The following is a 23,199-nucleotide window of genomic DNA, read 5'->3' as shown; positions in this document are numbered from 1 at the left end:
AGCCGCTTCAAGGGCCAAGGCTCTGGACCGGTGAGGAAATGGGTACTCAGGCGTCCTGCACAAGCACGAGTGACATCGATCGAACTGCCTTTCCGACGATTGGAGAATTGCGGCTCCCGTGGCCTATCGTTACCAAAGGGAGGCCTTTCTACGCCGTCTCGTCCACGGGTGGCACTCATGCCCGATACGCCTTCGCCCTTGCATAATTACCTGCTGGCCGCCTTGCCCGAGGAGGTCCAGCAGCGTCTGATCCCGCAGCTCGAACTGGTGCCGATGCCCCTTGGCAAGGTTCTGTACGAGTCGGGGGACACCTTGCGACACGTCTATTTCCCCACCGACTCAATCGTTTCCCTGCTCTATGTGATGGAAAACGGCGCTTCGGCGGAAATCTCGGTAGTCGGCAATGAAGGGCTTATCGGCCTGGCAGTGTTCATGGGCGGCGAAAGTACTCCCAGCCGAGCCATAGTACAGAGCGCCGGCCACGCCTACCGGTTGCAAGGTGTGCGGTTGACCACCGAGGTCAATCGCCATGGCGATCTGCTGCAGCTGATGCTGCGTTACACCCAGGCGCTGATCACGCAGATGGCGCAAACCGCGGTTTGCAACCGGCACCATTCGATCGACCAGCAGTTGTGTCGTTGGTTGTTGCTGTCGCTGGATCGCCTGCCGGGCAACCATCTGACCATGACCCAGGAGCTGATTGCCAACATGCTCGGTGTCCGCCGTGAGGGGGTCACCGATGCCGCTGGTAAATTGCAGAAGCTCGGCGTGATCGAATACAACCGCGGACACATTACGGTGCTTGACCGTCCCAGGCTCGAGGAGCTGAGTTGCGAGTGCTATGCCGTGGTCAAGAAGGAGACGGACCGTCTTTTGCCCTACGCAGCGTCGATCAGGCGCTAGCCAGTGGTTTCAGCTGTAGCAGGATGCCAGCCCAGGCAAGGCCGACCGTTTCTGGTTGGGAGCGCCGCGGGATCGGGTACAGCTGGACGCCGGACTTCCGGGCGCGGGTTGTCCACTTCGCGGGTAGCGGCACCTGTTTGTCCGCGCAGACAGGCAGGACGTCGGCGTGGATACAGGCCAGGCAGAGAGGGCGGGAATTCGCGCTTCAGTCTATCCGGCACGAATTCTGGGGCTTTGCGTTGTTGGCCTTGGCCAGCCAGGTGACGCGTTGCAGGCTGATCAGGTCCTCGCCATTGGCGTACAGGCTGTCGTAGCGCATCTGGCTGGAGGTCGAAATGGGCACATTGAAGATGGTGGGGGTATCGTCTGGAGGGCTCTCGCGCCGGGTGATCCGGATGATGTTACCGGAGCTTCTCGAAACGACGAAGTATGCACTAATCATGGGTCTCTCCCTTACTGGGCCTGGCCCCACGCTGCATTTGCAGTTACAGGGTACGGCTTCTCTCGAAAAAGCTGACTACTTGTTTCTCAGCCTCCTCATGGGTCATCTCGTAGCGTTCTTGGATCAGGTTTGCCAACTTCTGCGCATCCCCTTCAGAGCTAATCAGTTCGGCTACGGTCAGTTCATCCCACACGATCCTGGCGGTCCCCACCAGCTCTCGCCATTTGCTCTTGATAATGTCTGCAAGAACCCTGCTCATGGCTTGTCCTCAGTCATTGGATGGCATTGCTCGCGGTCTGGCGAGCGCTCATCGAAGACATCATGGCAGGGATGAAGCAATCGGTCGGTGCGCCACCGCGCTTAGGGCTGCAAGAGCTCATGGGCAGTGACGGGAAGCGGTAGACAGTCGCTGGTGAGAGCCGGGCTGCGTTCAGAGGATCAGCGCTTGGGAGCCTCAGCAGGGCCATGGCCGGTGAGTTAATCATCGCAGCGCGGGGTGATGGAGTGGTCGAAGGACGGGGGCGCCTGCGCTTTTTGTCGCTGAGGCGCACCACTGATAGCCTTGTCCTCGGTCTGTTGCTCCAGCAGAAGCACGCATCTCTTCTTGATGACCGCGTCGACCTTGCTGAGGAAGTGATAGAGGGCGCGTGTTCGTTGACGGCGCGCGAGATTGTCTGGTTTCTGCGCAGTGCTATCAGAAGGGTCGGCAGTGTGGCGATCGGCTTCGTCTGTCATGGCGGTTCCTTGCAGGACACTCGGGATTGTGTGCTGCAAGCAGGGTGTCAGGGTCGCAGCTCGCAGTCGGTGCGTTGGAACACTTAGCCATCTGTGGGCTGACGCACCGAGTTGGCCTACGCGACCTGCAATGCTGCACAGGATGCACTGCATACCGCGGTGCCCTCATCCCCGAGGTGGATATGCACACTCACATGGGGCCCAACCTGCGGCGCAAGCCCCTTCCGAGGAGATGGCCACTTATTAAGACGCCCGGTCAATTACTGCTGCAGCGTGCCGAGGAAGCGAACGAAGCGGCGCGGGTATCACAGAATGACGAACTGCTGCCGCATCAGGGTCCCACGCCCTGAGCCTGGTGCTTTACAGAGCGTAAGTGCCATAGCGAACTGACAGCTGTCATGTGCCCGGACATGCTTGCTGAACCAGCCCGCAATGTTTCGGGCGTCGTCGAGAGTGCCATGAAAATCTCAAGCTACAGCGACAAGCCGGTTGAGCCGTGGACGCCCCGTGTTCCACGAATGCCTAGTGAAAGGTCACCACACTGACCGGTCTTTTCCCGGTCCGAACTCTACTCGTTCCCAGCCCCGGAGGATGATATCGAGACAGTCCCCGACAGTGTGCCTGCCAGAAGACGCCGCCGGCAAAAGGGGCGATGCCAGGGTTGCGAATTTACCCCTCGGGCTTATGGATCAAGCAAGGGAATGTTGGACCTCTATCCGTCTTGGCCAGATCTACCTTGATGCATCGCCAGTGTATGACCTCATCTTCGCGTGCTTTGGAGAGGAAGTGCCGATTGGACGAGTGTTCATAGTACCGTCAGTGGCAGCTAGTACAGCAGATGCTGTCACCTACGCTTGAAGTCGCCGATTACGATATTGTCTGCTGGTGGCGTAGTGGCATATCGAGCCCAGTCAGCCATCAGGGCCCGGCGCTTTTCCAGAAAGTCAGAGCGCGAATAGGCCGCCTCGGTCTGGCCGCGTTCATCATGGGCTAGCGCCATTTCACAAAGCTCTCGTGGGTAGTGAGTACGCTCGTTCGCCCAGTCCCTGAAGCTCGAGCGAAAGCCGTGCCGGGTGATGTCGTCATGGCCCAAGTTGTGCAGCAGTTTGCGGATTGAATTGGCATGCATGACGCCACTTTTACCCTGGCCGGGGAACAGGTAGGGACTGCCTTCTGTTCGAATTATCCCTTGCAGCATTTCAACTGCTTCCATCGCTAGAGGGATGTCGAAGGGCTTGCGCATTTTCATGCGTTCGGCAGGAAGGGACCATATGCCTGCTTGCAGATCGAACTCCGACCACTGGGCGAAATGGATCATGTGAGAGCGGGCGCCTGTAAGGATCAGCAAGCGAGCCGCCACGGAGTCCCTGTTCGGCAGCGTCGATAGCTTGGCCATCAGCTTGGGGATATCGCGCCAATCCATGGCGGGAAAGTGCTGCCTTTGGCGAGCCTTCTTCTTCTCGGCCTTGCTCAGCAGATTGGCCAAATGGCCACGCCAGCGGGCAGGGTTGTCTCCTTCACGCAGGCCGCGAGCTTTGGCTGCATCCAGGATCTGTTCGATCTGCCCACGTACTTCATCAGCAGTACGCGTCTTGGTCGCCCAGATTGGGCTCAGCACTTTTAGGATGTGTTCCGTCTGGATGGCATCCGCCGACAATCTGCCAATGATGGGGAAAGCGTATAGGTCCAGCTTGCGCAGCCAACCCTTGCGCCACTTCTCCGACCATGATGTGCCATGCGCGGCCTGATAGTCCGTGGCGAGCATCTGGAAGCTCAGCTGGCGTGCGGCGGCTTGCCGTTCCGCCTCACGCTTGGCAGCTCGTTCGGCGTCTCGGATCGCCAGTGGATCGGCTCCGCTGGCTAGCAGTTTGCGAGCATCGGCGGCTAGCTGACGGGCGAGTTTCAGCGGGACGCTCGGGTACTTGCCCAAGCCCATTTCCCGGCGTCGGCCATCCATCTGGTAGCGGAATGTCCAGGACTTGGAGCCGCTGGATTTCACGTCCAGTCGCAGGCCATCGCCGTCTTCGTAGGTGCCGGCTTCCGCCAGGTTCTCCACTTGCTTGGGATTGAGCTTGCCCATCGGTCCTCCTGTCAGTGGGGGGATGAATCTGTCCCCCCACTTGTCCCCCCACTTTTCGCCGGATCACGGTCATTTTGAGTGGAGGTTGACGGACTGAAAATAGGCTGAAATGCCCGTGGTGTCTAGGTTGTGTGGATTTCAGTGGAAAATGGCGGGCAATAAAAAAGCCGGCTTGTGGCCGGCTTTGATTGGGTGGCCAGGGCTCATTTTTGGTAAGCGCCGGCCGCCTTGAGAAGTCTGCGAGCATCAGGACCATGGCCTGGCTGCGGGCGCGAACTCTAACAAATTCATACCCATACCGCCACTTCTAAACGTACTTGGCTTGGCCCCCGGCCCTGCGTCAGTGCCCGGCCATTTCGGCCAGAGCACCCAGCAGCAAACCGTCCGCCCGTGCCAGATCATCGAGTACGGAGAAGTGCGTGCAGTCCGGCACGTGGATCAGCGAGGCGGTTTCACCGGCGGCCTTGCACGCCATTGCATATTCATCCGCGTGGCGGACGAGTTCCGGCAATTCGGCGGCGCCCACGGCAACCAGGGTTGGCGCGCCCGCACCGATGTGGCGCAACGGGCTGTAGGCCTGGATCTCCTGCGCCGTGAGGCGCAGCTTCTCGTCGAGCCATGACAGGCTGATCGGCTCCAGGTCCACCAGCGGGCTGATCGGCAGCGCGGTGCTCACCACCGGGTGCGCACGATGCTGGGCGGTCAGGTGACCGCCTGCCGAGTGGCCACTGAGTACCAATGGACGGCCTGCGCTGCCCAGGTGATCGCGGTCTGCAGCGAGGTGGCCGAGCAGGTTGCCGATTTCGCCGACGATCTGGCTCATGGAGGCTTCCGGCGCCAGGGTGTATTCCGCCAGCACGACGTTGAAGCCGTTGGCCAGTGGTCCGCTGGCAATGAAGGCGAAATCCTCCTTGGTGCAGTTCTGCCAGTAACCTCCGTGGATGAAGACGAAGGTGGATGCATCGGTCCTGCCACAGGGAATCCAGTCATAGCGCTCCCTTGGGCGCGCGCCGTAGCGCAGGTCGCGCCGGCAGGCCGTGCCGGCGTAGAGCTGCGCGCTACGGGACTGGAAGTCGGCCAGGATGGCGGGGAAGTCCGCGACCGCTGCGGTGTTGTCGTAGGCTGCATCGAGCGTTGCGCGGTCCATGCCGCGATAGAGGGTGGTCATTTTCAGGTCCTGATGAGGGTGTTCAGTGGGCGGGTCGATGGCCGTCCATGAGCAGGATCGGCTTCAGGGTCACGCCTGCCTCGCTGTCCGCGACGGCCTGGTTGATCTCGTCGAAGGGGTAGAACTTCACCAGCCGGTCGAAGGCGAAACGGCCCTGCATGTACAGCTCAACCAGTTCCGGGATGAATTTGCGCGGCACGCTGTCGCCCTCGCAGATGCCGCGAATGCACTTGCCCGCGATCATCAGGTCGTTGAGGTCGAATGCGGCCTGGGTGCCTTGCGGCGATGCGCCCACCACTCCCAGTACGCCCAGCGGCGCCAGGACCGATACGCCCTGGGCCAGGATGGTCGGGCGTCCGGTGGACTCGAGCGCGAAATCCACGCCACCGCCGGTAATTTCCCTGATGGCCTCGACCCAGTCGGGCTCCCGGCTGTCGATCGCATGAGTGGCGCCGATCTCCCGGGCCAGCTCAAGGCGGCTGGGAACCCGGTCGACCGCGATGATGGTCGCGGCACCGCCGAGCCTGGCCGCCAGCACGGCGGACAGCCCGACCGCACCGGCACCCAGGGCGAGGAAGCGGCTGCCGGGGGAGACCTTGAGGGAGTTGATGACGGCGCCGGCGCCGGTCTGTATGCCGCAGCCGAGCGGCCCCAGCAGTTCGAGGGGCGCGTCCTTCGACACCTTGATGGCGCTGCTTTCGCGGCTCAGGGCGAGTGTTGCGAAGGAGGACTGGGCGAAGAAGTGGTCGTGCAGGGGCTCGCCGTTGGCGTCGACGATGGCGCAGTTGCCCTCCTTGTCGGCCCCGCCGAAGTTATGGGCGTAGAAGTCGGTGCAGTAGGAGGTAAGTCCGGCGCTGCAGGGCAGGCAATGTCCGCAGTGGCCGTAAGTCAGCACCACGTGGTCGCCGACGGCGAGGGAGCTGACTTGCGGACCTATGGCTTCGACTATGCCAGCGCCCTCGTGCCCCAGCACCGCCGGCAGGGGCACGGGGTAGTACTGGTCGCGGATGATCAGGTCGGTATGGCAGAGGCCGCTGGCGACGATGCGCACCAGCACCTCGTCGCCCTGCGGTGCCCGCAGGCGGGCCGCCTCGAGCCTGAACGGCTCGCCCTTGGCGCGGGTGACGGCGGCGAGGATGTCGTGGAATTCAGGTTTATTCATGGATCGTCTCCTGGCCGGCGCCGCCTTTGGTGGCGCCTGGAAATCGAAGGTCAACCCAGGTACCAGGGTTCGATCACGCGGTTGCGGACGGTGATCGACTTCACCTGCGAGTAGAGATTCAGGGTTTCACGGCCGTGTTCGATCCCGATGCCGCTTTCCTTGACCCCACCGAAGGGAACGCCGCTGCTGAGGTTGAAGTACTGGTTGATCCAGACCGATCCGGCTTCCAGCGCGTCGGCGGTGCGCATCGCGTTTTCCAGGTCGGCGGTATAGAGACCGGCGGCGAGTCCATAGGGGACCCCGTTGGCCTCTTTCAGCATCTGCTGGTAATCGCTCCAGCGGATGATGCTGAGTACCGGCCCGAAGATTTCCTCCTGGGCCACGCGCATGCCGTGGCGGACTTCCAGCAGGGTCGGCTGGATGAAGTAGCCGGCCTCGCAGCCCGCGACGGGCTCGCGCTCGCCGCCGAAGAGGACCTTGGCCCCTTCCTTCTTGCCGATGTCGATGTACTCCAGCACCCGTTTCCCTTGCTTGGCCGATACCAGGCAGCTCAGGTGCACCGATTCGTCCAGCGGGTTACCGACCTTCAGGCGGGAGGCGGCGCTGGCGAGCTTGTCCACGAAGGGCGCGTAGAGGTCGTCGTGAACGAACAGGCGGGTGCCGGCCAGGCAGGACTGGCCATTGCAGTACATGGCGGCGAACAGGGCGTTATCCACCACCGCATCGAGGTCATCGGCATCCGGGAACACGATGTTGGGGCTCTTGCCGCCCAGTTCCAGCGACACCGGCACCAGCCGTTCGGCACCGGCGTGGGCGATGATCCGTCCGACCTCGGGGCTGCCTGTGAAGGCCAGCTTGGCCACCTGCGGGTGGGCGGTCAGGGCGGCGCCCACTTCCTCGCCATATCCCGGCACCACGTTGATGACCCCCGGCGGGAAGATGCCGCCGGCGATCTCGGCGAACTCCAGGGTGGACAGCGAGGCGTTCTCGTCGGGCTTGAGCACCAGGGTATTGCCCGCCGCCAGCGCCGGCGCCACCTTGAGGGCGACCATCAGCGCCGGCACGTTCCACGGGATGATCTGCCCGACCACGCCGATGGGTTCGCGCTTCACCATCAGGTAGCCGTCCGGGATCGGTCGCCCGTACCCCTCGTGAGTCAGGATCGCACCGGCGAAATAGCGGTACTGGGCGATGGCTTTCTGGTGGTCCAGGCGGGTTTCAGCGATGCGCCGGCCAATGTCCAGGGCGTCGATCAGCGCCAGGCGCGGGAGCTCTTTCTCCAGGGCGTCGGCGAGCCGGTTCAGCAAGGCGGCGCGTTCTTCGTAGCTCGTGGCCTTCCAGCCGGGCAGGGCCCGTTGCGCGGCCTGGACCGCCGTGGCGACGTCGGCGGCATCGCAGCGGGCGATGTCGGCGAGGTGCTCGCCCGTGGCGGGATTGGTGGCGGCGAACACCGCTCCGTGGGACGGAACAAATCCACCGTTGATGTAGGCCGTATAGTTTTTCTTGAGTGAAGGTTTCATGGTTCTACGCAAGGCTCCATCGATAGGCGACAGGGCCCCATGGTCGGCCGAGCGTCAGCGGGCCGGCTATCTATCGGGCGCCATCCGCATCGGAAACGCGCCCTTTTTCCACAGGCCAGGTCCTCGTGTCATGGAGGCAGCAGAACGTGAACACCCCGTTTTCCCATCCCGGAACGCCACCCAGGTCATTCGGCTCGTCGCTGCTCCATGGCGACATTCCGCGCAGCGCGCTGGTGTTCGAGTCCACGGACCTGGAGCGCGCCCGTGAAGAAGTCGGCCGGGTGTTTTGTCCCTACCGCTTCCGTGCGGCCCGCCAGCGTCGTTGGCCCGCCAGCATGTCACGGCTGCAGGGCGAGAGCGTTGTGCTGTCCTGGTTCACATACGGGGCGGACATTTCGATCGAGCCGGAGGTTTTCGGGGACTTCGTCCTGGTGCTCACCACGCTGGCGGGGCGTGCGGACATCCGCAGCGGAAGCCTCGAACACATGGGAAAGGCCGGCTCGACCGTGGTCATCGCCCCGGATGCGCAATCGAGCTACCGCTACAACCTGGACAACGTGCAGCTGGGCGTGCGCATCGATGCGCGGCGGGTGGATGAGTTCTGGCGGCGCCTGTCCGGGCGGTCGCTGCCGGGAGGACTGTCCTCCTGGGTGCTGGATGCGCCGGGACAGCGCGATCGCTGGCTGGCCTCCGTGGAGATGCTCCGGCATTTGCTGCACCCCGATACGCCGGAGACCTTGAGGGCGATGCTGCTGCCGCGTGCGGAAGAGTTGCTGATCATGCACTTGGTCGCGGACCGGGTGGCCGGGCTGCCTGGAGCGGCCAGCGCTATCGCCCCGGCCTGCCTGAGGCGTGCCATGGCGTTCATCGATGAACAGGCCGGGCAGCCACTGACGCTGGCGGCGATCGCCGCCGCGGCCCATTGCAGTATCCGGACCTTGCAGAGGGCCTTTCACCAATGGCGCGATATCGGGGTGATGCGCTACGTGAAGGAGGTCCGCCTGCAGCGGGTGAGGGAGGCGCTCCTCGAACCGGAGCAGACGGCGTCGATCACCGAGATCGCCTCGAGTTGGGGACTCGCCCATCTGGGTCAGTTCGCCGCGGATTACCGACAGGAATTTGGCGAGCGGCCGTCGGATACCCGGCGGCGGGTATGAGCGGGAGTCGGGCCCTGAAACGACAACGCCCGTATCGTTCGATACGGGCGTTGTCTGCAGCTGGGCGAGACTTCGGAGGGAAGTCGCAGCCGGGGGCTTACTTCTGGTAAGCCGCAACCGCCTTGGTGATTTCAGCGCGGGCTTCGTCGGCGTTGCCCCAGCCTTCTACTTTCACCCACTTGCCTTTCTCGAGGTCCTTGTAGTTCTCGAAGAAGTGCTTGATCTGCTCCAGCAGCAGAGCCGGCAGGTCGGTGTATTCCTTCACGTCCTTGTAGAGGACGCTCAGCTTGTCGTGGGGTACGGCCAGCAGTTTGGCGTCGCCGCCGGCTTCGTCGGTCATGTGCAGGACGCCGACCGGACGGGCGCGGATCACGGCGCCCGGAGCCACCGGGTAGGGGGTGACGACCAGCACGTCCAGGGGATCGCCGTCGTCAGCCAGGGTGTTGGGGATGTAGCCGTAGTTGGCCGGGTAGAACATCGGGGTGGCCATGAAACGGTCGACGAACAGGCAGTCGCTGTCCTTGTCGATTTCGTATTTGATCGGCGCGTGGTTGGCCGGAATCTCGATCGCGACGTAGATGTCGTTCGGCAGGTCTTTGCCGGCCGGGATCTTGCTGTAGCTCATGGTCAACTCCCAAAGGTGGGGCCAAAAAAGTGGGCGCGATTATAGGCACATTCCGACACCGATGCCACGCCGTTCTGCTCATCCATTGGTCGCGTTTCGGTAGTCCGGATGGATTTCCTGCAAGCGCTGCAGGCGGCCCAGCGGATCCTGGCGATAGAAGGCCTGGAGTTGGCGGTACACGGCGGGGAAGGCCTGGTCCAGCAGGTCCGGGGCGCTGAAGAAGTACTCGCTGGTGACGGCGAAGAACTCCGCCGGGTCTTCGGCGGCGTAGGGGTCGATGGGCGTTTCGGCATCGGGGTCGCGGTCGAGCTGGGCGTTCATTTCATCAAAGGCGCTTTTCATGGCCAGCGCCCAGTCGGACTGGCGCATGTCCCGGTGCAGCGGCGGCAGGCCGTTGGGGCCGCCGCTGAGCATGTCGAGCTTGTGGGCCAGCTCGTGGATCACCAGGTTGTAACCGTCCCAGCCGCCGCTGGCCTGCACGCCGGGCCAGGCGAGGATGACCGGGCCGAACTGCCAGGATTCGCCGCTGCGCGCGTCGTCGTATTCATGCTCGACGCCAGCGGCATCGCGGTGACGCTGCGGGCTGACGAAATCGTCCGGGTAGAGGACCAGTTCGTGGAAGCCCTGGTACCAGTTGAGGTCCGGCAGGTGCAGCAGGGGGAGCTGGGCCTGGGCGGCGAGCAGCAGGCGATCTTCCCGGGAAAGCGTGACGCCGGACAGGGCGGTGATGCGCTTGTCATGCAGGAACAGCACGCTGCGCTCGCGCAGGCGCTGGTCTTCGCCTTCGTCCAGGCCGTCGAGTATCGGCAGGCGCCGGCGCACGGCCGCCCACTGCTGCGGGTCGACCGGGTTACGGGCGAGGATGCGCTGGCGGCGCCAGGTGCGGTAGGACCACATCGACGGCGGGTCAGCTCGATTGTTCGGCGCTCTTGCCGGCAGGCCGAAGACGGCTGCGCACCATGCTGATCACCATCGGCAGCATGGAGATGCCGATGATGGCGACCACCATCAGCGACAGGTTCTGCTTGATGAAGGGCACGTTGCCGAAGAAGTAGCCCAGGGTCACCAGGCCGCCCACCCAGAGGAGGGTGCCCAGTACGCTGAAACCGAGGAAGCGCGCATACGGCATCTTGCCCACGCCGGCGACGAAGGGGGCGAAGGTGCGCACGATGGGCAGGAAGCGCGCCAGGGTCACGGTCTTGCCGCCATGGCGGTCATAGAACTCATGGGTGCGCTGCAGGTAGTCGCGGCGGAAGATTTTCGAGTCGGGGTTCTTGAACAGCTTTTCGCCCACCGTTCGCCCGATCAGGTAGTTGAGGCTGTCGCCACTGATGGCCGCCAGCATCAACAGGCCGCCGAGCAGCAGGGGGTCCATGGCGCCACCGGCGGCGACCGCGCCGGCGATGAAGAGCAGCGAGTCGCCCGGGAGGAACGGTGTCACCACCAATCCGGTTTCGCAGAAGATCACCAGGAACAGGATCGCGTAGATCCAGGTTCCGTAGTTGCTCACCAGCTGATTCAGATAGACGTCGAGGTGGAGGATGAGGTCGATCGGGTTGAAGTCCATGAGGCGCCTTGTCGATGGCAGGAGCAGGTATAGGGCGTAACTGACGCATTATAGGGGCAAGTCTTACAGCTAGAGCGAGCCGTTGGCCGAATGGTGAACGGCATGAAGGCTGCAACTGTTTCCGCTGATTTCCCGGATTCAGGATGGGCCCATGTCGTTGCAGTTGTTGGAACACCCCGCCGTGAGCCTCGCCCATGGGCACGGGCTGGATCTGCCCAGCCAGGCGGCCCGCGCCCGCGCGGGCTGGGTGGCGGGGCGGCGGGGGCGTCCGCCGCTGCTGCTGGTGGCGCTGCTCTGGGGGCGTTCCTGCACCAATGCGGTGCAAATGCTGGGGCAGTACCTGGACGCCCTGTTCGCCGACTACGCCTGTACGCCCGAGGGCTGGAGCGAAACCCAGGCGGCGCGGCAGGTGCTGGCCGCGCTGAACCTCCAGCTGTTCCGCCGCCGCCAGGCCGGCGAGGCGGTGCCGGAGCTGAGTGCCGGCCTGCTCCTGGTGCAGGACGGCGAGGCGCATTTCCTTCAGGCCGGAGCCATCGGGCTGGTGCGATTTTTCGGCGAGCAGGCCCATGGCCTGGTCGGACGCGACAATCCCCTGGGCAGCCAGGCGGAGCTGGCGGTGATCCAGCACAGCCTGCCGCTGGCGCCGAACCAGCCCTTGCTGATGGCGCCCCAGCCCTTGCTCGAAGTGGCTGATCTGCGCGCGCTGTGCAAAGCCGGCGCCGGCCTGCAGCCGGGCGATCTGGCCGACTTGCTGGGGCCGCTGCTGGGCGCCCCCGGTGCAGCTGCCCTGGTTCTGCCCGGCGAGCCCCATTGGCTGCCGCCGTCGGCGTCGGGCGGTCATTGGCCGAAGCTGGATGGGGCGGTGCCGGGCATGCAGGTGGATGGCTGGACCTTGCTCGAACCGTGCGACTACGGGCCACCAGGGCGATTGTTCCGTGCCAGGGCGGAGGGGCGCGAGGCGCTGCTCTGGCTGGCGGAGAGGGACGCCGATGAGGCTTTCTGGCAGCGCGAATGGGTACTGCGGCGCAGCCCGGTGGCCACCTTGCCCCAGGTGCTGTCGCCACGCCAGGGCCGCCAGCATGCCTTCCAGCTCTTCGCCCTGCCTGGCGCCGGTGCGCAGAGCCTGGCGCGCTGGCGCGAGGGCCAAGGCCCGCTGGATGCCGAAACCACCTTCGGCCTGGTGGTGCAACTGATCGAGGCAGTCCGCTCGCTGCAACGGCGGGGCATGCAGGGGCTCTGGCTGAATCCCCGGCAGATTCTGCTGGACGAGCACGGGCGCCTGCTGCTGTTGCCGGAGTTCGCCGCCATCCTTCCCGGGGTCGCTCGCCAGGCCGCTCCCGATCAGGCGGTGCCTCTTTCTCCCGAGCTGCGGCATGGCCGCGCGCTGGATGGCAGTGCCGATCAGTTCGCCCTCGCGGCGCTGGTCTACTGGTTGCTCAGTGGGCGGTGGCCGGAGGCGGCGCGGCCCGAGGGCGGCCAGGCCAGCCGCTACGTGCCGCTTGCCGGACAGCTCGCGGACCTGCCTGAAGGCTGGGACGGCGTGCTGGCCAAGGCGCTGGCGCCGCACCCCGGGGCGCGCTTCGAAGCGTTGTCGGAGTTCCAATCGGCCCTGGAGCGGCTGCTCGTGCAGGCGCGTCGGCAGCGGCCCGCACACCGGCGCGGCAGGTCACGACGCCTGGCCGTGGCACTGATGCTGGGGCTGCCCCTGTTGCTGGGGCTGTGGCTGGGCTTGGGTTAGGCAGGACGCGCCCGGACCAGGCGGTCCGGGCGGGTTGCCGGTGTCAGTCGCTGTTGATCGGCAGGATGTAGTTCGTGAACTCGGTGTCTTCGTGGAAACCGATGGACTCGTACACCTTCTTCGCCACCTCGTTGCTCACGCTGGTGGATACGCGCATGCGCACGGCGTTGGTCTCCCGCGCCATCTTCTTCGCCGTCTGCAGCAGGCGGTCGGCCACCAGCTGGCGGCGGGCGTCTTCGGCGACATAGATATCGTTGAGGATCCAGACCCGCTTCAAGGCCAGCGAGGAGAAGCTCGGGTAGAGCTGGCAGAAGCCCAGCAAGCGCCCGTCGTCATCGGCAAGGGCGAGGTAGATCACGGATTCCTGGCGGCTCAGGCGCTTTTCCAGGAACTTTCTCGAGGACTCCGGGAACGGCAGTTCACCGTAGAACTCACGGTACTTCACGAACAGCGGCGTAAGCAGGTCCAGGTGCTCCAGGGTGGCTTGGACGATGCGCATGATGGGCCTCGATATCAGTAGTTGGGGCAATGTTCGCAATGCAGGTGCTGTGCCAGCGAAGCGATTCGATCCTGCACCAAAGCCAATTGAAAGCGCAATCCAAGCAAGCGTTTGATTTGCATCCTTGCCCCGTGCACCTTGCGGATTCGCGAGCCGACACCAGACAAGGCAAGGATGGCCGAGGGAGCGCGGTTTTCGAGGCACGCCCGTGCAGCTCGGGGCCCATTTCAATGCCGTCTGGCCGATACACGGCAAACGCCCACGGATCTCAGTCCTGCGCCCCCATCAGCAGGAAGTTGCCCGCCAGGGTGCGGTCCGCCTCACCGTCAAGGCTCGGCACCTCGGCTTCGTCCTTCAGGCTCACCCCCGAGAGCTGGCGGCGGCAGGCTTCGCGCATCAGGTAGAGCAAACGGTGGGCGGCCATGCCGTAGGACAGGCCCTCCAGGCGCACGTTGGAGATGCAGTTGCGATAGGCGTCGGTCAGGCCTACACGTGGCGCCCAGGTGAAGTACAGGCCGAGGCTGTCCGGGGAGCTGAGACCGGGGCGTTCGCCGATGAGGATCACCACCATCTTCGCCCCCAGCAGTTCGGCGACTTCGTCGGCCACCGCCACCCGGCCCTGCTGCACCAGCACCACCGGCGACAGCGACCAGCCTTCGGCCAGGGCCTGTTCCTCCATGCGTTCGAGGAAGGGCAGGGTATGGCGCTGGACCGCCAGCGCGGAGAGGCCGTCGGCCACCACCACGGCCAGGTCGTAGCCACCGGGATTGGCCTGGGCGTGCTGTAGCAGCGTCTCCCGCGACGACGCATCCAGGCGGCGGCCCAGATCCGGGCGCTGCAGGTAGGTGTCGCGGTCCTTGGCGGCGCTGTGCAGCAGCAGGGTGTCGCGGCCACGCTCGGCCAGCTTCGCGGACAGCTCGGCATGCTCGAAGGGCAGGTGCACGGCATCCCGCGCCTGGGCGTGGGCGTACTGGAAGTTCAGCTGGGCGTGGGTCGGCAGGCTGATGCCGGCCCGGCCCAGGGCGATGCGCGCGGGGGTCAGGCGGCGCAGTTCCTGCCAGGGGTTGGCGGTGTGGCCGGAGGTGGGGCGTGGGTCTTTCATCCGTCTCTCCTCGGAGTTCAGGCGAGTCGCGCGATGGCCTGGCGGAAGGCGTGTGGCAACTGCTCGCCAAGAATCACCCGGCCATCGCTCTGCACCAGGATACCCATGCGCTCCAGCCAGGCCTCGAACTCCGGCGCGGGCTTGAGCCCCAGGCTCTGGCGGGCGTAGAGGGCGTCATGGAAGGAGGTGGTCTGGTAGTTGAGCATCACATCGTCCGAGCCGGGGATGCCCATGATGAAGTTGATGCCGGCCACCCCGAGCAGGGTCAGCAGGGTGTCCATGTCGTCCTGGTCGGCCTCGGCGTGGTTGGTGTAGCAGATGTCGCAGCCCATGGGCACGCCGAGGAGCTTGGCGCAGAAGTGGTCTTCCAGCCCGGCGCGGATGATCTGCTTGCCGTTGTAGAGGTATTCCGGGCCGATGAAACCCACCACCGTGTTCACCAGGAAGGGGTTGAAGTGCCGGGCCACGGCGTAGGCGCGGGTTTCGCAGGTCTGCTGGTCGACACCGTGGTGGGCGTTGGCCGACAGGGCGCTGCCCTGGCCGGTCTCGAAGTACATCAGGTTGTTGCCGAGGGTGCCGCGCTTTTGCGACAGGCCCGCCTCGTAGCCTTCCTGGAGGACCTTCAGGCTGACGCCGAAGCTGGCGTTGGCCGCCTCGGTGCCGGCGATGGACTGGAACACCAGGTCCAGCGGCACGCCGCGCTCGATGGCGGCGATGGACGTGGTGACATGGGTCAGCACGCAGGCCTGGGTGGGGATTTCGTAGCGCTGGATGATGGCGTCGAGCATTTCCAGCATGGCGCAGATGGACGAGATGCTGTCGGTGGCCGGGTTGATCCCCAGCATGGCGTCGCCGTTGCCGTAGAGCAGGCCGTCGAGGATGCTCGCGGCGATACCGGCGGGCTCGTCCGTGGGGTGGTTGGGCTGCAGCCGGGTGGAGAGCCGCCCGCGCAGGCCCATGGTGTTGCGAAAGCGGGTGACCACGCGGATCTTCTGCGCCACCAGCACCAGGTCCTGCACGCGCATGATCTTCGACACGGCGGCGGCCATCTCCGGCGTCAGGCCTTTGGCCAGCGCACGCAGGCTGGCCTCGTCGGCATGTTCGCTGAGCAGCCAGTCGCGCAGGCCGCCGACGGTGAGGTGGCTCACCGGGGCGAAGGCGGCGCGGTCGTGGCTGTCGATGATCAGGCGGGTGACTTCGTCGTCCTCGTAGGGAATCAATGCCTCATCGAGGAAGTGCTTGAGCGGGATGTCGGCCAGGGCCATCTGCGCCGCGACCCGTTCGCCATCGCTGGCGGCGGCGACCCCGGCCAGGTAGTCGCCGGAGCGCGCCGGGCTGGCCTTGGCCATGACTTCCTTGAGGCTGTCGAAGCGCCAGGTCTCGCCGCCGACGCTGTGGGAAAAGCTTGCCATCTGTGTCTCCGTCCTCGGGTGAGCCTGGGTAGAGCGGAACCCGTAGGGTGGATAGCGCTCTTCTATCCACCGCTGTGGTGGAAATCCAATTCGTGGATTTCCACCCTACGGGCCGGTTCCTCGCAGCCGAATTCAGGCGCGGGTCAGCATCGCATCTTCCGGTGCACTGGCGCGATGGTGGGCGGTGAACTGGAAGTAGATGTAACCCGCCGCCATGAAGCCAAGGAAGATGAAACCGATCAAGGTGTTGAACCAGGCCATGGCCAGCAGGCAGACCACGGCCAGTACCAGGGCGATGGCCGGCACCACCGGGTAGCCCGGCGCGCGGAAGGTGCGCTCCAGGTGCGGCTCGCTGGCGCGCAGCTTGAACAGGCTGAGCATGCTGATGATGTACATGACGATGGCGCCGAACACGCTCATGGTGATCATCGCCGCGGTCAGGGTCATGCCCTGCAGGTTCACCAGGCCGTCGCTGTAGATGGCGGCGATGCCGATCACGCCGCCGGCGATGATGGCGCGGTGCGGGGTCTGGAAGCGCGACAGCTTGGCCAGGCCGCGGGGCAGGTAGCCGGCGCGGGCCAGGGCGAAGAACTGGCGGGAGTAGCCGAGGATGATGCCGTGGAAGCTGGCGACCAGGCCGAACAGGCCGATCCACACCAGCATGTGCATCCAGGTGGAGTTGTGGCCCACCACGGCTCTCATGGCCTGGGGCAGCGGGTCGTTGATGTTCGACAGTTCGCGCCAGTCACCCACGCCGCCGGCCATGATCATCACGCCGATCGCGAGGAACACCAGGGTCAGGATGCCGGCGATATAGGCGCGCGGGATGGTGCGCTTCGGGTCCTTGGCCTCTTCCGCCGCCATGGCCGCGCCCTCGATGGCGAGGAAGAACCAGATGGCGAAGGGGATGGCGGCGAAGATGCCGGAGAAGGCCGCGCCGCTGAATTCGTTGGAGCCGGCCCAGCCATTGAGCACGAAGTTGCTGAAGCTGAAGCCCGGCGCCACCACGCCCATGAACACCAGCAGTTCGGCCACCGCCAGCACGGTCACCACCAGCTCGAAGGCGGCGGCGATGCTGACGCCGAGGATGTTCAGGGTCATGAACACGAAGTAGGCGCCCACCGCGGCGTGCTTGGGGTTGAGTTCCGGGTATTGCACGTTGAGGTAGGCGCCGATGGCCATGGCGATGGCCGGCGGGGCGAAGACGAATTCGATCAGGGTGGCGATGCCGGCGATCAACCCGCCTTTCTCGCCGAAGGCACGGCGGCTGTAGGCGAAGGGGCCGCCGGCATGGGGAATGGCGGTGGTCAGTTCGGTGAAGCTGAAGATGAAGCAGGTGTACATGGTCGCCACCAGCAGCGCGGTGACCAGGAAACCGAGGGTGCCGGCGGCACCCCAGCCATAGCTCCAGCCGAAGTATTCGCCTGAGATCACCAGGCCGACAGCGATGCCCCAGAGGTGCAAGGTACCGAGCGTGGGTTTTAGTTGTGTTGTGCTCATCGGGACTCCTCTGCCCTTGGGGGGCCTTGTTATGGATGACCGGGGGTTCGATCTTATCCAGCGCCCCCGCCCAGGACTTGACCCTGGAGGGCGCTGTGCGATACCTGCGGTCAAGTTGCGCGGCGTTGTTACCCATTGCCCCAAACAGGGTTTGCCCCGGTACGGGGCGAGGGCTGCTTCCCTGCACGGAAATGGCTCGGGAATGGCCTGGGGGCTGGCCTCCAGGCCAACGTCCTTGCGGCCCCGCGCGGGGGCATGGGTTTTGCTTGGATGAGCGATCAATAAAAACCGGTGGTCCGTGATGAGCCAGTCCCTGTTTTCCAGTGCCAGCCTGCAGGTGCCTACGGCGAGCAATGTCGGCGTGCTGTCGGCGGCTGCCAGTGGCCTCGATCGTTTCATCACCGACCAGGGCGGCGACCTGGACCTGGTCTTCGGCCGCGCCGGCATCGACCCGGAGCGTTTGCGCCACCCCACGCTGAGCCTGGCCTTGCCCAACTACTGCCAGGTGCTGGAGGAAGCCGCGCGGCAGTCGGGCTGCGACAACTTCGGGCTGCGCTATGGCCAGCAGTTCCAACCCCGCGCGCTGGGGCTGCTGGGGTATGTCGGACTCTGCTCGGACACCCTGGAAGAGGCCCTGAAGAACTTCGCCGCCGCCTTTCCCTATCACCAGCACAGCACGCTGATCCGCCTGGTGGATTGCGGCGAGTGCTACCGCTTCGACTACCAGGTCCGCCACGGCGCCATCCTCGACCGCCGCCAGGACGCCGAGCTGACCATGGGCATGGCGCTCAATCTGATGCGCCATGTCCTGGGCGCTGACTGGACGCCACGCGCCGTGGCCTTCGAGCACGAGCGCCCGGAGGGCTGGCAGGAGCACAGCCAGGCCTTTGGCGCGCCGGTGCAATTCGGCCGGCCCTGCAACTTCCTGCTGCTACCCAAGGGCGACGTGCACGACAAGGCCATGCCGGAGCGCGATGCCAACCTGCTGTTCCTGGTCCAGGATGTGATCCGCAGGCTGGGCGAGCAAGACATGCGGCCGAGCCTGCTGGAGGAGGCAGGCACCCAGATCCGCCTGGCCCTGGCCCTGGGCGAGCCCAGCCTCGAACAGATCGCCGAGCGCCTGGAACTGACCCCGGCGGGCCTGCAACGGCGCCTGCGCGAGGAGAATCTCAGCTTCAGCCAATTGGTGGAGCAAACCCGTCGCGAGCTGGCGCTGCACTACCTGCGCCAGCGCCAGCGGCCCATCTCCGAACTGGCGCCCCTGCTCGGCTATTCCGAGACCAGCGCCTTCTCCCGTGCCTTCCGCCGCTGGTTCGGGGTGAGCCCCCGGCAGTGGCGGGGCGACGAGCGCTAAGCTTGGCCCAAGCGACGGAGCTGCTTTTCCTGTGGGGGCGATTTCAATCGCCAAGGGCTGCGTAGCGGCCCCCTGCAAGGCCTAGGGGCAGACCTTCGGCCTGCTTGGCGAATGAATTCGCCCCTACAGGGTGTGTGTCCGCGGTGAGGGTGTAGAAAAAGAAAAACGCGGCCGAGGCCGCGTTTTTCGTTACCGGGCGGAGATCAGAAGAAGCCCAGCGGGTTGATGTCGTAGCTCACCAGCAGGTTCTTGGTCTGCTGGTAGTGGTCGAGCATCATCTTGTGGGTTTCGCGGCCGACGCCGGACTTCTTGTAGCCACCGAAGGCGGCATGAGCCGGGTACAGGTGGTAGCAGTTGGTCCACACGCGGCCGGCCTTGATGCCGCGGCCCATGCGGTAGGCGCGGTTGATGTCGCGGGTCCAGAGGCCGGCGCCGAGGCCGAACTCGGTGTCGTTGGCGATCGCCAGAGCTTCGGCTTCGTCCTTGAAGGTGGTGACGCCCACCACCGGGCCGAAGATCTCCTCCTGGAACACGCGCATCTTGTTGTGTCCCTTCAGCAGGGTCGGCTGGATGTAGTAGCCGGTGGACAGGCTGCCTTCCAGCTTCTCCACGGCGCCGCCGGTGAGCACTTCCGCGCCTTCCTGCTGGGCGATGTCGAGGTAGGAGAGGATCTTCTCGAACTGCTGCTGGGAGGCCTGGGCGCCGACCATGGTGTCGGTGTCCAGCGGGTCGCCGCGCTTGATGGCTTTGACCTTCTTCATCACTTCGGCCATGAACGCCGGGTAGATGGATTCCTGCACCAGCGCGCGGGACGGGCAGGTGCACACCTCGCCCTGGTTGAAGAAGGCCAGCACCAGGCCTTCGGCGGCTTTCTCGATGAAGGCCGGCTCGGCCTGCATGATGTCTTCGAAGTAGATGTTCGGGCTCTTGCCGCCCAGCTCCACGGTGGAGGGAATGATGTTCTCGGCCGCGCATTTCAGGATGTGCGAGCCCACCGGGGTGGAGCCGGTGAAGGCGATCTTGGCGATGCGCTTGCTGGTGGCCAGGGCTTCGCCCGCTTCCTTGCCGAAGCCTTGCACCACGTTGAGCACGCCGGCCGGCAGCAGGTCGCCGATGATCTCCATCAGCACGGCGATGCCCAGCGGAGTCTGCTCGGCGGGTTTCAGCACGATGCAGTTGCCGGCGGCCAGCGCCGGGGCGAGCTTCCAGGCGGCCATCAGCAGCGGGAAGTTCCACGGGATGATCTGGCCGACCACGCCCAGCGGCTCGTGGATGTGGTAGGCGACGGTGTTCTCGTTGATCTCGGCGGCGCCGCCTTCCTGGGCGCGGATGCAGCCGGCGAAGTAGCGGAAGTGGTCGGCGGCCAGCGGGATGTCGGCGTTCAGGGTTTCGCGGACCGGCTTGCCGTTGTCCCAGGTCTCGGTGACAGCGAGGACTTCCAGGTTCTGCTCGATGCGATCGGCGATCTTCAGCAGGATGTTGGAGCGGTCCTGGACCGAAGTGCGGCCCCAGGCATCGGCGGCGGCATGGGCGGCGTCCAGGGCTTTCTCGACGTCTTCGGCAGTGGAGCGGGGGAATTCGGCGATCGGCTGGCCATTCACCGGGGAGGTGTTGGTGAAGTACTGGCCTTTGACCGGGGCGACGAACTCGCCACCGATGTAGTTGCCGTAGCGGGACTTGAAGGAAACGACAGCGCCGGGGGTACCGGGTTGGGCGTAACGCATGGTGTTTCTCCTGTCTCTTGTTGTAGTTGCAATGACGCCGGTTGGCGTTTGTATCCTGACAAGAGCAAGGCCTGGGCCAGAGTGCTGAAAGCCTCGGTACAGAGCGGTTTCGTCGAGTTGCGAGGGGCGCTTCGAACTGCCGATGTGACAAGGCTGGCACAGCTGTTCGTGACACTTTGTCACGTAATTGGCACAGCGGGTGACCGACGGGTCGGCCAGCCATTGCAATGGCTTTCACGCTGGAGGATGCTGCGTCGATGCGGGTGCCGTCCAACGGCCAGGGCTGCCTCCCGGAAGCCCGCACTGGAGAAGAACAACAATGCAGAATCCTCTCAGCCGTCACGCCCAACAGGTGATGACCCTGGCACAGGGGAAGGCGCAGGCCAGCGGGCCGGCTGCCGACCCTTCGATCGCTCGCTCCTGGCTACGCTGCCTGGAGGATTACCACCTCGACCCGGCCTTGCCGGTGGCGCCCACGGTGCTGGAGCACGGGCGCATGCTCGAATGCCGCGAGCGCATGCAGCAGGTGCTGGAGGTGGCCAATGGCGAGATGAACAACCTCTACCGCCAGCTCTCCGGCGCCGGCCACGCGGTGCTGCTCACCGACGCCCGCGGGGTCATCCTCAATTGCGTGACCGCCCATGCCGAGCGGCCCACCTTCGAGCGCGCCGGGCTCTGGCTCGGCGCCGACTGGAGCGAGGCCAGCGAAGGCACCAACGGCATCGGCACCTGCGTGGTGGAGCGCCAGGCGCTGACCATTCACCAGGACGAGCACTTCCGCAGCCGCCACACCGGCCTGACCTGCTCCGCCAGTCCGGTGTTCGACCCCCAGGGCGACCTGATGGCGGTGCTGGACGTGTCATCCGCGCGGCACGATATGTCGCGCCAGAGCCAGTTCCACACCATGGCGCTGGTCAATCTCTCGGCGAAGATGATCGAGAGCTGTTATTTCCTGCGCCGCTTCGAGGGCGAGTGGCTGCTGCGCTTCCACTTGCAGGCCGAATACATCGGGTTGTTCAGCGAGGGGTTGCTGTCCTTCGACGGGGAAGGGCGCATCAGTGCGGTGAACCAGAGCGCCATCAATCTGCTGGGATGCCCTCGCGAGCGCCTGTTGGGCCAGCCGGTGGAAGCCTTTTTCGACTGCCGCCTTGACGACCTGATGGGACGCGCCAGCCCGCAGCCGGTGACCAGCTGGCCGTTGCGCACGCGCAATGGCCGCGCGCTGTTCGCCGCCCTGCGCGGCCAGCCCCGCAGCCTGCCGCAGCCGATTCCGCTGCAGCCGTCGAAACCGGCGCGCCCCGGCATCTGCCTGGGCGACCTGGCCCTGCAGCACGACTTCCGTCGGGCCCTGCGGGTTTACGAGCGCGATGTGCCGCTGCTGGTCAATGGTGAAACCGGTTCCGGCAAGGAGGCCTTCGCTCGGGCGCTGCACCAGGCCAGCTCCCGCGCTGAACGGCCATTCGTGGCATTGAACTGCGCCGCCATTCCGGAAACCCTGATCGAGAGCGAATTGTTCGGCTATCGCGGCGGCAGTTTCACCGGTGCGCGCAAGGAAGGCATGCGCGGCAAGCTGCAGCAGGCCGATGGCGGCACGCTGTTCCTCGATGAGATCGGCGACATGCCCCTGGCCTTGCAGACCCGCCTCTTGCGCGTGCTGGAAGAGCGCCAGGTGGTGCCCATCGGCGGTGAGCCGCAGCCGGTGGACGTGCGGATCATCAGCGCCACCCACCGCGAACTGGAGGAGAAGGTCCGCGACGGCGGCTTCCGCGAGGACCTGTTCTACCGCCTCAACGGCCTGATCCTCGACCTGCCGCCCTTGCGCGAGCGCAGCGACAGGCCGGAGCTGCTGCAGCACCTGCTGGAGGAGGAGGCGCGGGGTATGCGCATCTGTCTGGCCGAGGACGCTCGCCAGGCGCTTCTGGACTATCACTGGCCGGGTAACGTGCGGCAGATGCGTACGGTGTTGCGCACCCTCACGGCCCTCTGCGAGGACGGCCTGATCCGCCTTGCCGACCTGCCCCGTGAGGTCCTGCGCGCGGCATCCCCACCGGCTGCCCCCGAGCCGCAGGCCAATCCCCTGGACGATGCCGAGCGCACGGCCCTGCTCAACGCCCTGGACAGCCAGCGCTGGCACATGACCCGCACCGCCGAACAGCTCGGTATCAGCCGCAACACGCTGTATCGCAAGCTGCGCAAGCATGCGATCGCGACCCGAGGTTAGGGCCGAGTTCCTGTAGGGGCGAATTCATTCGCCAACCGGCCCGCAGGGCCGGCCTGAGGATTTGCCCGGGGGACGCTGCGCATCCCTTGGCGAATGAATTCGCCCCCACAGGATTGTCCGGTGCCGCCGGTGGGGGGAGTGTTGGCCGGGGGGCGCTTTTCGTGGGGGCGATTTCAATCGCGAACCGGTCCGCAGGACCGGCCTGCGGACTTGCCGGGGGACGCTGCGCATCCCTTGGCGAATGAATTCGCCCCCACAGGGTTGTCCGGTGCCGCCGGTGGGGGCGAGTG

The 23,199-nt window shown here is 65.2% G+C and carries 20 protein-coding genes; 5 read left to right on the top strand and 15 right to left on the bottom strand.

Translation table 11 applies throughout. From position 1 onward, the window contains the following. Positions 1 to 177 precede the first annotated feature (177 nt). Entirely contained in the window at positions 178 to 903 is a 726-nt protein-coding gene (locus ACFW0H_RS15655) for a Crp/Fnr family transcriptional regulator (protein WP_422914808.1), read from the top strand. Between the two features lie 205 nt (positions 904 to 1,108). Here the strand turns inward: ACFW0H_RS15655 and ACFW0H_RS15650 are convergent, their stop codons facing one another. The 7 genes from ACFW0H_RS15650 to ACFW0H_RS15620 all read right to left on the bottom strand — a co-directional run bounded on the left by ACFW0H_RS15650 (position 1,109) and on the right by ACFW0H_RS15620 (position 8,010). Beyond that, positions 1,109 to 1,345 carry a hypothetical protein gene (locus ACFW0H_RS15650; RefSeq protein ID WP_422914807.1) on the bottom strand — a complete coding sequence of 79 codons (237 nt, stop codon included), beginning with the start codon at positions 1,343 to 1,345 and terminating at the stop codon, positions 1,109 to 1,111. Between the two features lie 43 nt (positions 1,346 to 1,388). After that, entirely contained in the window at positions 1,389 to 1,604 is a 216-nt protein-coding gene (locus ACFW0H_RS15645) for a CsbD family protein (protein ID WP_422914806.1), read from the bottom strand. A 218-nt stretch (positions 1,605 to 1,822) separates the two neighbouring features. Further along, a complete protein-coding gene (locus ACFW0H_RS15640) occupies positions 1,823 to 2,080 on the bottom strand; it encodes a hypothetical protein (RefSeq protein WP_422914805.1) in 258 nt (85 codons plus the stop codon). Between the two features lie 844 nt (positions 2,081 to 2,924). Next, a complete protein-coding gene (locus tag ACFW0H_RS15635) occupies positions 2,925 to 4,160 on the bottom strand; it encodes a tyrosine-type recombinase/integrase (protein WP_422914804.1) in 1,236 nt (411 codons plus the stop codon). Positions 4,161 to 4,500: 340 nt separating this feature from the next. Further along, positions 4,501 to 5,328: an alpha/beta hydrolase gene (locus ACFW0H_RS15630; RefSeq protein ID WP_422914803.1), complete on the bottom strand. Its 828-nt coding sequence runs from the start codon at positions 5,326 to 5,328 to the stop codon at positions 4,501 to 4,503. 22 nt (positions 5,329 to 5,350) lie between these two features. After that, positions 5,351 to 6,490: an NAD(P)-dependent alcohol dehydrogenase gene (locus tag ACFW0H_RS15625; RefSeq protein WP_422914802.1), complete on the bottom strand. Its 1,140-nt coding sequence runs from the start codon at positions 6,488 to 6,490 to the stop codon at positions 5,351 to 5,353. Positions 6,491 to 6,540: 50 nt separating this feature from the next. After that, positions 6,541 to 8,010, bottom strand: a complete 1,470-nt coding sequence (locus tag ACFW0H_RS15620; RefSeq protein WP_422914801.1) for an aldehyde dehydrogenase family protein — start codon at positions 8,008 to 8,010, stop codon at positions 6,541 to 6,543. 146 nt (positions 8,011 to 8,156) lie between these two features. Between ACFW0H_RS15620 and ACFW0H_RS15615 the strand changes: the two genes are divergently transcribed. Continuing rightward, positions 8,157 to 9,167 carry an AraC family transcriptional regulator gene (locus ACFW0H_RS15615; RefSeq protein WP_422914800.1) on the top strand — a complete coding sequence of 337 codons (1,011 nt, stop codon included), beginning with the start codon at positions 8,157 to 8,159 and terminating at the stop codon, positions 9,165 to 9,167. Positions 9,168 to 9,264: 97 nt separating this feature from the next. Here the strand turns inward: ACFW0H_RS15615 and ppa are convergent, their stop codons facing one another. From ppa to ACFW0H_RS15600, 3 genes are all read right to left on the bottom strand, one after another. Beyond that, positions 9,265 to 9,792: an inorganic diphosphatase gene (ppa, locus tag ACFW0H_RS15610; RefSeq protein WP_004420411.1), complete on the bottom strand. Its 528-nt coding sequence runs from the start codon at positions 9,790 to 9,792 to the stop codon at positions 9,265 to 9,267. A 78-nt stretch (positions 9,793 to 9,870) separates the two neighbouring features. After that, entirely contained in the window at positions 9,871 to 10,689 is an 819-nt protein-coding gene (locus ACFW0H_RS15605; protein ID WP_422914799.1) for a M90 family metallopeptidase, read from the bottom strand. Positions 10,690 to 10,699: 10 nt separating this feature from the next. Continuing rightward, positions 10,700 to 11,359, bottom strand: coding sequence for a DedA family protein (locus ACFW0H_RS15600; RefSeq protein WP_422914798.1), 660 nt, complete (start codon positions 11,357 to 11,359; stop codon positions 10,700 to 10,702). A gap of 151 nt (positions 11,360 to 11,510) precedes the next feature. Between ACFW0H_RS15600 and ACFW0H_RS15595 the strand changes: the two genes are divergently transcribed. Then, positions 11,511 to 13,097: a serine/threonine-protein kinase gene (locus ACFW0H_RS15595; protein WP_422914797.1), complete on the top strand. Its 1,587-nt coding sequence runs from the start codon at positions 11,511 to 11,513 to the stop codon at positions 13,095 to 13,097. A 43-nt stretch (positions 13,098 to 13,140) separates the two neighbouring features. Here ACFW0H_RS15595 and ACFW0H_RS15590 read toward each other — a convergent pair whose 3' ends face one another. The 4 genes from ACFW0H_RS15590 to eat form a co-directional block, all read right to left on the bottom strand. Next, the gene (locus ACFW0H_RS15590) at positions 13,141 to 13,596 is read right to left on the bottom strand and encodes a GNAT family N-acetyltransferase (protein WP_422914796.1); all 456 of its coding nucleotides are present in this window, start codon (positions 13,594 to 13,596) and stop codon (positions 13,141 to 13,143) included. Between the two features lie 268 nt (positions 13,597 to 13,864). Continuing rightward, a complete protein-coding gene (gene eutC, locus ACFW0H_RS15585) occupies positions 13,865 to 14,698 on the bottom strand; it encodes an ethanolamine ammonia-lyase subunit EutC (RefSeq protein WP_422914795.1) in 834 nt (277 codons plus the stop codon). Between the two features lie 17 nt (positions 14,699 to 14,715). Beyond that, positions 14,716 to 16,110, bottom strand: coding sequence for an ethanolamine ammonia-lyase subunit EutB (locus ACFW0H_RS15580; RefSeq protein ID WP_422914794.1), 1,395 nt, complete (start codon positions 16,108 to 16,110; stop codon positions 14,716 to 14,718). A gap of 132 nt (positions 16,111 to 16,242) precedes the next feature. Next, positions 16,243 to 17,610: an ethanolamine permease gene (gene eat, locus ACFW0H_RS15575; RefSeq protein WP_422914793.1), complete on the bottom strand. Its 1,368-nt coding sequence runs from the start codon at positions 17,608 to 17,610 to the stop codon at positions 16,243 to 16,245. Positions 17,611 to 17,911: 301 nt separating this feature from the next. Here eat and qhpR point away from each other — a divergent pair, with 301 nt between their 5' ends. Further along, the gene (gene qhpR / locus ACFW0H_RS15570; protein WP_422914792.1) at positions 17,912 to 18,964 is read left to right on the top strand and encodes an AraC-like transcriptional regulator QhpR; all 1,053 of its coding nucleotides are present in this window, start codon (positions 17,912 to 17,914) and stop codon (positions 18,962 to 18,964) included. Between the two features lie 203 nt (positions 18,965 to 19,167). Here qhpR and exaC read toward each other — a convergent pair whose 3' ends face one another. After that, positions 19,168 to 20,688 (bottom strand): acetaldehyde dehydrogenase ExaC, encoded by a 1,521-nt coding sequence (exaC, locus tag ACFW0H_RS15565; protein WP_422914791.1) that lies wholly within the window; start codon positions 20,686 to 20,688, stop codon positions 19,168 to 19,170. A gap of 319 nt (positions 20,689 to 21,007) precedes the next feature. Between exaC and ACFW0H_RS15560 the strand changes: the two genes are divergently transcribed. Continuing rightward, positions 21,008 to 22,909: a sigma-54-dependent Fis family transcriptional regulator gene (locus ACFW0H_RS15560; protein ID WP_422914790.1), complete on the top strand. Its 1,902-nt coding sequence runs from the start codon at positions 21,008 to 21,010 to the stop codon at positions 22,907 to 22,909. Positions 22,910 to 23,199 lie beyond the last annotated feature (290 nt).

It is taken from the genome of Metapseudomonas cellulosilytica (assembly GCF_049334135.1).
Lineage (GTDB): Bacteria > Pseudomonadota > Gammaproteobacteria > Pseudomonadales > Pseudomonadaceae > Metapseudomonas.
Note: the sequence above shows the minus strand (reverse complement) of the source record. Positions and strands in the feature narration are given on the sequence as shown.